Annotated in this window: 9 protein-coding genes; 1 reads left to right on the plus strand and 8 read right to left on the minus strand. The window is 68.1% G+C overall.

From position 1 onward, the window contains the following. Window positions 1-5: 5 nt before the first annotated feature. Window positions 6-1,553 carry a glucose-6-phosphate isomerase gene (pgi, locus tag LN047_RS24515; protein ID WP_056325309.1) on the plus strand — a complete coding sequence of 516 codons (1,548 nt, stop codon included), beginning with the start codon at window positions 6-8 and terminating at the stop codon, window positions 1,551-1,553. Here the strand turns inward: pgi and LN047_RS24520 are convergent. From LN047_RS24520 to tviB, 8 genes are read right to left on the minus strand one after another with little or no spacing between them, the layout of a single operon-like run. Then, window positions 1,543-2,676, minus strand: coding sequence for a glycosyltransferase family 4 protein (locus LN047_RS24520; RefSeq protein ID WP_373980462.1), 1,134 nt, complete (start codon window positions 2,674-2,676; stop codon window positions 1,543-1,545). The genes pgi and LN047_RS24520 overlap by 11 nt on opposite strands. Further along, entirely contained in the window at window positions 2,673-3,830 is a 1,158-nt protein-coding gene (locus tag LN047_RS24525) for a glycosyltransferase (protein WP_279989263.1), read from the minus strand. Before LN047_RS24525 ends, LN047_RS24520 begins: the two co-directional genes overlap by 4 nt. Next, window positions 3,827-4,942, minus strand: coding sequence for a glycosyltransferase family 4 protein (locus LN047_RS24530; RefSeq protein WP_338616614.1), 1,116 nt, complete (start codon window positions 4,940-4,942; stop codon window positions 3,827-3,829). The genes LN047_RS24525 and LN047_RS24530 overlap by 4 nt, the downstream gene beginning before the upstream one ends. Window positions 4,943-4,945: 3 nt before the next feature. Beyond that, window positions 4,946-6,877 (minus strand): asparagine synthase (glutamine-hydrolyzing), encoded by a 1,932-nt coding sequence (gene asnB, locus LN047_RS24535; protein ID WP_142053168.1) that lies wholly within the window; start codon window positions 6,875-6,877, stop codon window positions 4,946-4,948. 44 nt (window positions 6,878-6,921) lie between these two features. Next, entirely contained in the window at window positions 6,922-8,064 is a 1,143-nt protein-coding gene (locus LN047_RS24540) for a glycosyltransferase family 4 protein (RefSeq protein ID WP_062839992.1), read from the minus strand. Continuing rightward, a complete protein-coding gene (gene murJ, locus LN047_RS24545) occupies window positions 8,065-9,414 on the minus strand; it encodes a murein biosynthesis integral membrane protein MurJ (RefSeq protein ID WP_280148059.1) in 1,350 nt (449 codons plus the stop codon). Then, entirely contained in the window at window positions 9,411-10,436 is a 1,026-nt protein-coding gene (locus tag LN047_RS24550) for an SDR family oxidoreductase (RefSeq protein WP_062839990.1), read from the minus strand. Before LN047_RS24550 ends, murJ begins: the two co-directional genes overlap by 4 nt. Before the next feature lie 11 nt (window positions 10,437-10,447). Further along, window positions 10,448-11,725 carry a Vi polysaccharide biosynthesis UDP-N-acetylglucosamine C-6 dehydrogenase TviB gene (gene tviB, locus LN047_RS24555; RefSeq protein ID WP_128828976.1) on the minus strand — a complete coding sequence of 426 codons (1,278 nt, stop codon included), beginning with the start codon at window positions 11,723-11,725 and terminating at the stop codon, window positions 10,448-10,450. Window positions 11,726-11,756 lie beyond the last annotated feature (31 nt).

Genomic DNA, 11,756 nt, shown 5'->3' on the forward strand with positions numbered 1-11,756 from the left:
CGCTCATGTCGTTAGCCAACAGCCCCGCGTGGCAGCAGTTCACCGCCGCAACACGCACGGCATCCCGGGATGGCCAGAAGCTGCGCGTCATCAATGCGCCCGGGCTGCGCCTGGACCTGAGCGCACAGGCGCAATCGCCCGAACTGCTGGCCGCCTCGCGGGCGCTGCTCGCGCAGCAGGACTTCGATACCTGGCGCGCGCGCCTGTTCGATGGCGGCCAAGCCAATTGGACGGAAGGACGCGCCGCCTGGCACACCGCCTTGCGCGCGGCCGAGCCGCCCGCAATGGTGGCCAAGGCGGTGCTTGCCGAGCGCGAACGCCTGCGCGAATTCGTGCGCGCGGCCGACGCGGCCGGCCGCTACAGCGGCGTGCTGCATCTGGGCATTGGCGGCAGCGATTGGGGACCGCGGCTGGTCACCCGCGCGCTGCGCCACGAGGGCGCGCGCCGCGACGTGCGCTTTGCGTCCAACGTGGACTCGCATTCGGTTGCCGAAGCGATGAGCCACCTGGATCCGCACAACACGCTGGTCATCGTCGCCTCCAAGTCGTTCACCACCACCGAGCCGCTGGCCAACGCCGAGGTCGCGATGAACTGGCTGCGCGAAGCCGGCGTCGCCGATCCGATCAAACAGGTCGTGGCGATCACCTGCAACGTCGAGGCGGCGCTCAACCTGGGCATCCTGCCCGACCACATCTTCCAGATCTGGGACTGGGTCGGCGGGCGCTATTCGCTATGGTCCGCCATCGGCCTGCCGGTCGCGCTGGCGTTCGGCAACGATACCTTCGACCGGCTGCTGGCGGGCGCGGCGGCCATGGACGACCATTTCCGCAACGCGCCGCCGGACGAGAACGCGCCCGTGCAGCTGGCGCTGGCCGGCGTGGCCAACCGCAGCGTGCTGGGCTATGACTCGCTGGTGATCGCGCCCTACGATTCGCGGCTGCATCACATCGTGCCGTGGGCCCAGCAGCTTGAAATGGAATCGCTGGGCAAGGTCGCGACGGCCGACGGCAGTCCCGCCGGTGTGCCGACCGGTCCCGCGGTGTGGGGGATGCCGGGCACCGATTGCCAGCACACGTTCTTCCAGTGGCTGCATCAGGATGCGGCCGGCGCGCCGGTGGACTTCATCCTGTGCGAACAGCCGGACCATGCGTACGCCCGGCACCACGAACTGCTGGTCGCCAACTGCCTGGCGCAGCGTTCGGCGCTTTTGCGCGGCAAGACCTTTGAAGAAGCCCTGGCGGAAACCTCCGCCACGGAACGCGATCCGGCACGCGCGCGCCTGCTGGCGCAACACCGCGTGCACCCGGGCGGACGGCCGTCGTCGCTGATCGTGCTGCCGCGCCTGGAAGCCTATACGCTGGGCGCGCTGCTGGCCTTGTACGAGCACAAGGTGTTCACGCAAGGCGTGATCTGGGGCATCAACCCCTTCGATCAGTGGGGCGTGGAGTTTGGCAAGGTGTTAGCCAAGAACATCATGCGCGAGCTGGACGCGCCCCAGCCCAGCCAGCAGGACCCGTCCACGCGCTTCTGGATCGACGCGATCAGGCGCTAAGCGCGTCGTACAGCGCGACGTGAATGCGCGCGACCTGGTTGATGTCGAACTCGCGCTCGGCGAGCGCCCTGCCCGCCGCGCCCATCGCCTGGCGCAATGCCGCGTCCTCGGCCAGGCGGGCAATGGCGTCGGACAGGGCGGCGGCGTCGCGCACCGGCACCAGGAGGCCGGTGACGTTGGGCTCGATCGCGTCCCGGCAGCCCGGCACGTCGGTCGTCACGACCGCGCGCCCGCAGGCGGCGGCCTCGATCAACGATTTCGGCAGGCCTTCGCGGTAGGACGGCAGCACCGCGATGTGCGCGGCCGCATACAGCGCCGCCACATCCGATCGCTCGCCCAGCGCCTGCACGCAGCCATCCTGCTGCCACGCGTCGACATCGGCCTGCGTGGCGGAAGCCGGGTTGCCGGCGTCCAGGCCGCCCACCAGTTGCATCGTCACCGGCACGCCACGTTCGCGCAGCAGCCTTGCCGCCTGCACGAACTCCTGCACGCCCTTGTCGCGCAGCAGGCGCGCCACCATCGTGACGACCACGGGCGGCGCAGGCGGCTCGGGCGTGGGACGGAAGGCGTCAAGGTCCACCCCCGCGCCGCGGATGATGACCACCTGCTCATCGCGTACCGCGCCCAGCGACTTGAGCAGGTCGCGGTCGTTGGCGTTCTGGAAGATCACCCGGCTGTTCGGATGGCCCAGCGCGATGCGATACAGGCGCGCCACCACCGCACGCACCAGGCGCATCTTCAGCGAATTGGACAGAAACACGAATCCCAATCCGGAAATCGCCGCCACCATGCCCGGCACACGCGCCAGCCGCGCGGCGATGCCGCCATACAGCACGGGCTTGATGGTGACCAGGTGCACCACGTCGGGCCGCAGCCGGCGGAACAGGCGGACCAGCGCCAGCAACGTGCCCAGTTCCTGCAGCGGGCGCTTGCCGCTGCGCGTCATGGGAATGGCGTGATGGGTCATGCCCAGCGCCTGGATGTCGGCCACGGCGGGGCCATCCATCGTCGCGACGTGGACGTCGTAGCCCGCCTTCTGCGCGGCCAACGCGACCGGCACGCGGTGCGACATGAAGAACGCCGGGTTGTTGACGACAAACAGCAGGCAGCGTCCGGCGCTCATGCTTGGACTCCAGAAATGCGGCGCCAGACGGCGATATAGCTTTGCACCATGCGTGCAAGATCGAAATGTTCCAGGACGCGCGCGCGTCCCGCTTCGCCCGCGCGCTCGCGGCCTCGCGCGGCCACGTCGCACAGCGCGGACTCGATGCCGCGGGCCAGGGCCTCGGCCTGCTCGGGCGGCACCACCACGCCGGTATCGCCGACGATGTAGGCGGCGTCGCCCACGTCCGTCACCACGCAGTACACGCCGCACGCCATGGCCTCGGCCACCACGTTGGGAAAGCCTTCGGCGCAGCTGGACAGCACGTGCAGGTCCAGTCCGTTCATGACGGCGGGCACGTCGTCGCTGGGGCCATTGAGCACCACGCGGTCGCGCAGATCCAGTTTGTCGAGCAAGGCGCCAAGCTGCGCGTTGCCTTCGGTCATGTCGCGGCCGATCAGCACGCAGCGCAGCCCCGCGTCGCGGCCATCGCGCACCAGCGCAGCCACGGCGCGCAGCAGGTTGGCGTGGTCCTTGAGCGGATCCCAGCGCGCCACGCAGCCGATCACGGGCACGTCCTCGGATAGTCCCCATGCGGCGCGTACGCGCGAGCGCGCCTGCGGATCCGGCGCGTAGCGCGACAGGTCGTAGCCGTTGGCGATCACGACCATGCGGTCGCGGCGGTAGCCTTTTTCAGCGTGGCGCTGCGCGGCATTTTGCGCGGCGCACACGATGGCGCGCGGCACGCTGCCCGACAGCATGGCGCATGCGCGCAGCACCAGCCGCGCCGAGCGGCTGCTGCGTTCAAGGTGTGCCCCGGAATTGCGGATGCCCCAGGCGATGGCGCGCACGCCCGCCAGGCGGGCGGCCAGGCCGCCGATCAGGTCGGCGTGGTACATCCAGGTCTGCACGGCGTCCGGACGGGTCGAGGCGATCAGACGGCGAAGCGCCAGAAAACCACCCAGGCTGACGCGCCCGCGTTTCATGCCCAGCGTGTGCACCGCGACGCCCGCCGCGCGCAGGCGTTCGCCATACAGGCCTTCATCGGTCAGCGAGACGACCGTGTGCTCGACGTCCGCCTGCGGCCAGGTCGCGAGGCGGAACAGCACGGATTCCGCGCCCCCCTGCCCCAGCCCGGTGATGACATGCAGAATGCGCAGCGGCCGGGTGCTCATCGCCCCTCCCGCACCGCTTCGAACAGTTCATCCCATTCGGTCAGCACGCTGGCAAGCGCGTAGCGCTGGCGCACGGCCGAGGCGGCGCGCGCGCCCAGTTGCTCGCGCAGGGACGCATCGCTCATCAAACGATGCAAGGCATCGGTCATTGCGACCCGGTCGCCCGCCGGCACCAGCAGCGCATCCTGGCCGTCGCGCGTCATCTCGCGCGGACCGCTGGGACAATCGAACGCCGCGCACGGCAGCCCCAGCGACATGGCTTCCAGCAACACATTGGGAAAGCCCTCGACGAGCGAACTGAGCACGAAGGCCTGACCGCGCGCCAGTTCTTCCCATGGCGCTTCCGTGCGGCCGGGCAGGCTGACGCGCGACTGCAGGCGCAGGCGCGCCACCTGTTGTTCAAGCGCGCCGCGCTCGGGGCCTTCGCCCCAGATGCGCAGGTTCCAGTCCGGAAACTCCGGCGCAAGCTGCGCGAAGATGTCGATCAGCAGATTGAATTGCTTGTCGGGCACCAGCCGTCCCATCGCGATCAGCTCGCGCGGGCCGGCGTCCTGGCGCTGCTGCACCAGCGGCGCATCCAGCAGCGGCGCGGGCAGCGGATTGGGAATGACGGCCAGACGCCGGATGCCGGGCACCTGACGCGCGAAAGGACCCGCGGTGTCTTCCGCCTGCACGGTCACCATGTCGGCGCGCGGATACAGCACGCGGCGCAGCTTGCGCCAGACAGAGCCCGTGGTGGTATCGGCGATCGGATTGGTGCGCTCGCAGACGATGAGCGGCACATTCAGGCCGCGCGTGGCCAGGATGGCGGCCACGTTGACGTTGGTGAGAAAGGACACGACCACGTCGGGCCGGGAATCGCGGATGTGCTTGCGCAGGACCAGCAATCGCTTGAACGCCGCCATCGCGCCCGTCGCACGGGTGCCGGCCAGATCCGCCAGCCACGCCAGCTGGACCTTGTCCGACAGGGGATAAAAGCAGGTGCCCTTGGATGAGTAGGTGGGCGTCAGGATGACGGTGTCTCCGCGCTCGGACCATGCGTTGACCAGGGTCGCCGCGACGCGTTCCGCGCCGCCGGCGTGCATGGAGCTGACCAGCATCAGTATTTTCATTCCTCAACGGTCCTCAATCGGTCCCCCTTGATCCATCCCTGCCCGGTAGCGGTCCAGCCAGGCCTGCATCATCAGCACGCCCCACAGATGGCTGTCCCAATTGCGATGCCCCGACGAGTGCTCGCGCCATTTGCGCAGGATGGGCTCGGGTTCGAACCAGCCTTCCTGCCGCAGGCGCGACGGATTCAGCAGCGCGTCGGCCCATTCCCGCAAGGGACCGCGCAACCACGCGGCCAGCGGCACGGCAAAGCCGCGCTTGGGGCGGTCGACCAGCGCCTGCGGCACGTGGCGGTGCAGGACCTGCCGCAACAGCCACTTGCCCGTGTTGCCGCGCACCTTGTATTGGTGCGGCAGGCTCCAGGCGAATTCATAAACGCGGTGGTCGATGAGGGGCACGCGGGTTTCCAGGCTGACGGCCATCGCCGCGCGGTCCACCTTGACCAGGATGTCGTCGGGCAGGTAGGTCACCGTGTCCAGCTTCATCATCGATTCGAAGAACGACCCCTGCATGGCGCGTTCGAACACCGACTCGGGCTCGACGCCGCCCTTGACCACACGGGCGGGGTCTGACCAATACGACACGAACAGGCGGTAGAACTCGCCTTGCGTGTCCGCGCGCAGGAGCTCGCCCAGCTTGCCGACCTTGCCGCGCCAGGCGCCGCGGCCGGGCAGATGGGTGGAGGCGCTGAGCATCGCGCCGGCCGGCTTGCGCAGCAGGCCGGGCACGCGTTCGAACTGGCGCCACCAGTTGTCCACCCGGAAGTAACGCGAATAGCCACCGAAGAGTTCGTCGCCGCCGTCGCCGGACAAGGCTACCGTGACGTGCTGGCGCGCCATGCGCGTGACGAGCGACGTGGGGATCTGCGACGAGTCGGCAAAGGGTTCGTCATACATGTCGGCCAGCGTGGGCACGACCGCCAACGCGTCGTCCGCGGTGACGTAGAGTTCGGTGTGATCGGTGCCCAGGTGCGTGGCCACGGCCTTCGCGTGCTGCGCCTCGTCGTAGCCCTTCTCGTGAAAGCCGATGGCAAAGGTGCGCACCGGTTGCGAGCTCTGCGCCTGCATCAACGCCACGATGGTGGACGAATCGATGCCGCCGGACAGGAAGGCGCCCAGGCTCACGTCGGACAGCATCTGTCCGCCCACGGCCTTGGACAGCACGCGTTCCAGCGCGTCGGTGGCTTGCGCGTCCGAATCGAACGACAGGCGGTGCTGCGCGGCCGTGTCCGCGGCCTCGCGCGCCGACCAGTACACGCGCGGCTCCGGCATGCGGCGGCTGCGGGTGTCGTCCGCCGAGAACTCGACCCACGTGCCGGGCGGCAGCTTGGCGATGCCTTCGTAGATCGACTGCGGCGCGGGGATGTAGTTGTGCCGCATGAACGATGCAAGCGCGTTGCGGTTCAGGTTGCGCCCGAACCCCGGAATCGGCATCAAGCCCTTGAGCTCCGAGGCGAACACCAGTTCGGCATTGGAGTAACCGTAGTAGAGCGGCTTTTCGCCCATGCGATCGCGCGCCAGCACGAGCTTGCGCGCGGCCTTGTCCCACAGCGCGATGGCGAACATGCCGACCGCGGCCTGCAACGTGGCTTCGATGCCCAGCGCGGAAAAGCCCGCGAGCAGGGTCTCGGTGTCCGAATGGCCGCGCCAGGCCGGCGCCCGCGCCGAGTCCTCGAGCTGCTTGCGGATGTCCAGATGGTTGTAGACCTCGCCGTTGAACACCATCACGTAGCGCCCGCACGCGGACGTCATCGGCTGATGGCCGGCTTCGGTCAGGTCCAGGATCGCCAGGCGCACGTGCGCCAGCGCGACGCCGGCGTCAGTATCTTCCCAGAACCCATTGCTGTCGGGCCCACGGTGGCGGATGCGCCGGCAGCTGTCCGCCAGCACCTGATCCTTGTTCCCCAGGGGGCCCCAAATTCCGACTATTCCACACATGATGAGATTCTCGTGGTCACCGTAGCAACGGCGCGCGCGGGGCCCTAGCGGCCCTTCGCCCGCACGCCGTCAAAAAGTTCCTGCCATTTCCGCAGCACGCGCACGGCCGAGAATCGGTCGCGCACGTCGGTTGCCGCCTGCGCCAGGCGCGCGCGGCCGTTGTCATCGCCCATGACCACGCCAAGCGCCTCGCACAGCGCGGGCACGTCGCCGTTGGGCCGCACCAGCACGCCATCGATGCCGTGGCGGATGATCTCGCGCGGACCCGTGTCGCAATCGAACGAGACCGCCGCCAGACCGCTTGCCATGGACTCGAGCAACGTGTTTGACAGCCCTTCGAAGCGCGAGGTCAGGACGTAAAGATCGGCGCTGTCGTACCAGTCGCCGACATTGCCGGCACGTCCCGGCATCGAGATGCGCGATTCGAGCCCGGCCTCGCGCACCTGCGCTTCCAACGCCTGGCGCTCGCTGCCCTCGCCCAGAATAACCAGATCCCAGCCGGGATGCGACGGCGCCAGCTGCGCGAACGCCTGGATCAGCAGGTCGAAACCCTTGTCGCCGTGCAGCCGCCCGACCGCCAGGAGCCGCTTGCGGCCATCCCGGGGAGCCGGCTGCAACAGAGGTTCGGCGCGCGGCAGCGGGAAGTGTACCGGGTTGGGAATGACTGCCAGCCGCGAGCCCGGCACATGCTGTTCCAGCCACTGCGCGGTGCCGCGGGTCAGCGCGACCACGCGCGCGGCGCGCGGATAGGTCAGCCGGCGCAGCCGCTGCCAGAAGCCCGACAACGTCTGGGACGGCGGATGGGTGTGTTCGGTTGCAATGACCTGGCAGTTCAGCCCCGCGGAAGCCAGCACGGCCAGCACCGACGCCGTGGTCATCATGCCCAGCACGATGTCGGGCCGGAACGACTTGATCACGCGGCGCAGCGCGCGCACGCGCTGCAGGTTGCTGAGAATGCCGCGCAGGCCGCCGCCCTCGCCCGCCGTGTGCAGGACCTCGCGGCGCACCTTGGGATGCAGCGCATAGACATCGCCGTCGGCGCTGGCCTGCGTGACCACCATGACCTCGCTGCCCTCGGACGCCCAATGGGCGCTCAGGTCGGCGGCGACGCGCTCAGCGCCTCCGCCGTGCAGGGAATGGATGAACAGCAACACGCGCGCCGGACGGGCGGGGTCGGCTACGGACATTCAATCGGCCTCCTTGGGTTCGGCCTTGCGCATCGCCACGGCCAGGTAGCAGGCGAAGGACAGCACATACATGAGGCTGGTGGCCAGCATGATGCCGGCCGCGCCCATGCGGGGCGCGAGCACGGTGTTCAGCACGGCCTTCAGCGCAAAATTGGCGACCGCGATGGCGGCCATGATGCGGTAGCGGTTCTGGCTGGCCAGGAGTTGCACCAGGATCAGCACTCCGAAGTAGAACGGCAGCTGCAGCAAGCCCCAGCGCAGCACGTGCGCGACGGCTTCGGTGTTTTCGGCGGTAAAGGCGCCGCGCTGGAACAGCACCGACACGCCCCAGGGCGCCAAAACCCAGCCCAGCGCCACGGCGCCGGCGCCGGCGCCCACCATCAGCAACGACCATTTGAGCGCCATGCTGCGCGCGCGGGCCGTGTCGCCGCGCGCCTGCACGTCGGCCAGCACGGGAAGCGCGGCGCGGCCCACGGACACGGCCCCGATGCCCAGCAACAGGGACAGCAGCCGGCTGGCATAGCCGAGCGTGGCGTTGGCATTGGCGCCCAGGTTGGCGGCCGCGTACTGGTCCAGCGGACCCACAAAGCTCATGGCGACCTGGCCGATCAGCATCACGCCGGCCGCGCCCATCAGTTCAGGCCAATGCGGCGACTTCAGTGTCAGTGACGGCGCGCCCCAGAAGCCGCCGTCGGCGCGCGCGGCCAGCCAGGCCAGCCAGACGGTCTGGATGGCGTATCCGACCAGCGTGCCCCACAGCAGCGGTCCCACGCTCTCGGCGCTGGCGGCCAGCATGACCCAGGCCAGCGTTGCCACGGCGGGCACACTGTCCAGCAGCGTGTTGACGTGGCGTTCCTGCGCGCGCAGCCGCGCGGCGCTGATGCCGGCGATCAGCAGCAACGCCGCCACGGGGGCAAAAGCGATCAGCAGGTCGCCCGTCATGGCGCGCACTTGCGCCGACAGGCCCTGCCCCAGCCAATCCACCACATACGGCCAGGCGAACCACGTCAAGAGGGCCAGTGCGACGCCGGCGGCGGCGACCCAGCCCTGAAGTTCGCGAATGAAGAGTTCTTTCTCGGCCCCGCCGGTGCGCGCCAGGCGCACCAGCACCGGGATCAGCACCACCGACAGCACGCCCACGATCGTGACGGGCAGCCAGGTGCCCATGGTCATCGTGAACTGGTAGGCGTCTACGGCGTCGCTGACGCCGTAGCGGTACGCCACCGCCATCTCCTTGATGGCGCCGGCAGCCTTGCCCAGCAGCAGAAACACCGCCACCCGGAACGCGCCTTTGAAGATGCGCTGATGATCCGGGTGGATGTTGCCGAGTTTTCGGACGAGTGCTTTCAACGCAGGAACTGCGTGTACCAGGGCATGGCGACTTCCAGGCCTTGCAGCACCGTATGCGTGGGCGCATAGCCCAGCAGGCGGCCGGCCTTGCCGATGTCGGCCTGCGAGTGGCGCACATCGCCCGCGCGGAAGTCAGCGTAGACCGGCTGCTTGGTGTAGTTCACGCCCTGATTGCCCAGGGCCTGCACCAGGAAGCTGAACAGCTGGTTCAAGGTGCTGCGGCCGCTGACGGCCACGTTGTAGACCTGGTTGCGGGCCTCGGGTGCGGCCAGCGCGCCCAGGATATTGGCCTGCACCGCGTTTTCCACAAAGCAGAAGTCGCGGCTGGTCTCGCCGTCGCCATTGATGGTGACGTCCTTGCCCTGGATCATCGCGGCGGTCCACTTCGGGATCACGGCGGCGTAGGCGCCGTCCGGGTCCTGGCGCTTGCCGAACACGTTGAAGTAACGCAGACCCACCGTCTCGAAGCCGTAGGAGCGCGCGAAGACGTCGGCATAGAGCTCGTTGACGTACTTGGTCACGGCGTACGGCGACAGCGGCTTGCCGATATTTTCCTCGACCTTGGGCAGCGCCGGATGGTCGCCGTAAGTGGAGCTGGACGCCGCATAGACGAACGACTTCACCTTGGCGTCGCGAGCCGCGACCAGCATGTTCAGGAAACCGCCGATGTTGACTTCGTTGGTCGTGATGGGGTCATTGAGCGAGCGCGGCACCGAGCCCAGCGCGGCCTGGTGCAGCACGTAGTCCACGCCTTCGGCCGCGCGGCGGCAAGCGTCCAAGTCACGGATGTCGCCTTCGATGAAGGTGAAGCGCGCCCACTGCTGCGGCGAAACCGAAGCCTGGACTTCGTCCAGGTTGCGCTGGTGGCCGGTCGCGAAGTTGTCCAGGCCGGTCACGGTCTGGTCAAGCTTGAGCAAGGTTTCCAGCAGGTTCGAGCCGATGAAGCCGGCGCAGCCGGTCACCAGCCACTTGCGCGGCGCGGCGGACAGTTCCTGGGTGACAGTCTCGAATCGTGTGGTCATGGCGAAATCCTTTACAGACGCAGGTCGGATTCAGCGGGCGACAGCACGTACTTCAGGTCGTAGAGGATGTGTTGCGGCTTGCCGAGCTTGCGGATGCCTTCGGCGCCCATGTCCTTGAACTGGTTGTGCGCCACGGCGAGGATCACGGCGTCGTACTTGCCTTCCTCGGGCTTGGCCACCGGGGTCAGGCCGTATTCGTGCATGGCTTCGTCGGCGTCCACCCACGGATCGTAGATGTCCACGTCGACGTTGTAGTCGCCCAGTTCACGGACGATGTCCACAATGCGCGTGTTGCGCAGGTCGGGGCAGTTTTCCTTGAAGGCCAGGCCCATCACCAGCACGCGGGCGCCCTGCACGTGAATGCGGCGCTTGGTCATGCACTTGACCAGCTGCGACACCACGTAGCTGCCCATGGAGTCGTTCAGGCGGCGGCCCGCCAGGATGATCTCGGGGTGGTAGCCGATGGACTGCGCCTTGTGCGTCAGGTAGTACGGGTCCACGCCAATGCAGTGGCCGCCCACCAGGCCCGGACGGAACGGCAGGAAGTTCCACTTGGTGCCGGCGGCCTGCAGCACGGCTTCGGTGTCGATGCCCATCTTGTTGAAGATCAGGGCCAGTTCGTTGATGAGCGCGATGTTCACGTCGCGCTGGGTGTTCTCGATCACCTTGGCAGCCTCGGCCACGCGGATGCTGGACGCCTTGTGCGTGCCGGCGGTGATGATTTCCTTGTAGAGCTTGTCGACCAGGTCGGCGACTTCCGGGGTCGAGCCCGAGGTGACCTTCTTGATCGTGCTGACGCGGTGTTCCTTGTCGCCCGGGTTGATGCGCTCGGGGCTGTAGCCGGCGAAGAAGTCCTCGTTGAACTTCAGGCCCGACACGCGCTCCAGCACCGGCACGCAGTCTTCCTCGGTGGCGCCGGGATAGACGGTGGATTCATAGATGACGATGTCGCCGCGCTTGAGCACCGCGCCGATGGTTTCGCTGGCCTTGACCAGCGGGGTCAGGTCCGGCTGCTTGTATTCGTCGATGGGGGTGGGCACGGTCACGATGAACACGTTGGCCTCGCCCAGTTCGGCGCGATCGGCGGTGTAGCTCAGCTGCTTGGCCTCGGCCAGCTCGGCGTCGCTGACTTCCAGCGTGTGGTCGTGGCCCGCCTTCAGCGCGTCGATGCGGCGCGTGTTGATGTCAAAGCCAATGACCGGGCGCTTCTTGCCGAATTCCACGGCCAGGGGCAGACCGACGTAGCCAAGGCCGACGACAGCGAGTTTCACATCCTGGATTCGCAACATAACTCTCCCTTCACCGTAGAACGTTTACGGC

It is taken from the genome of Achromobacter sp. JD417 (genome assembly GCF_041879325.1).
GTDB classification, from domain to species: domain Bacteria; phylum Pseudomonadota; class Gammaproteobacteria; order Burkholderiales; family Burkholderiaceae_B; genus Achromobacter; species Achromobacter mucicolens.

Coding starts and splice junctions, on each gene's coding strand:
- pgi (WP_056325309.1), top strand. CDS start 6: ATGTCGTTAGCCAACAGCCCCGCGTGGCAGCAGTTCACCGCCGCAACA.
- LN047_RS24520 (WP_373980462.1), bottom strand. CDS start 2,676: ATGAGCGCCGGACGCTGCCTGCTGTTTGTCGTCAACAACCCGGCGTTC.
- LN047_RS24525 (WP_279989263.1), bottom strand. CDS start 3,830: ATGAGCACCCGGCCGCTGCGCATTCTGCATGTCATCACCGGGCTGGGG.
- LN047_RS24530 (WP_338616614.1), bottom strand. CDS start 4,942: ATGAAAATACTGATGCTGGTCAGCTCCATGCACGCCGGCGGCGCGGAA.
- asnB (WP_142053168.1), bottom strand. CDS start 6,877: ATGTGTGGAATAGTCGGAATTTGGGGCCCCCTGGGGAACAAGGATCAG.
- LN047_RS24540 (WP_062839992.1), bottom strand. CDS start 8,064: ATGTCCGTAGCCGACCCCGCCCGTCCGGCGCGCGTGTTGCTGTTCATC.
- LN047_RS24550 (WP_062839990.1), bottom strand. CDS start 10,436: ATGACCACACGATTCGAGACTGTCACCCAGGAACTGTCCGCCGCGCCG.
- tviB (WP_128828976.1), bottom strand. CDS start 11,725: ATGTTGCGAATCCAGGATGTGAAACTCGCTGTCGTCGGCCTTGGCTAC.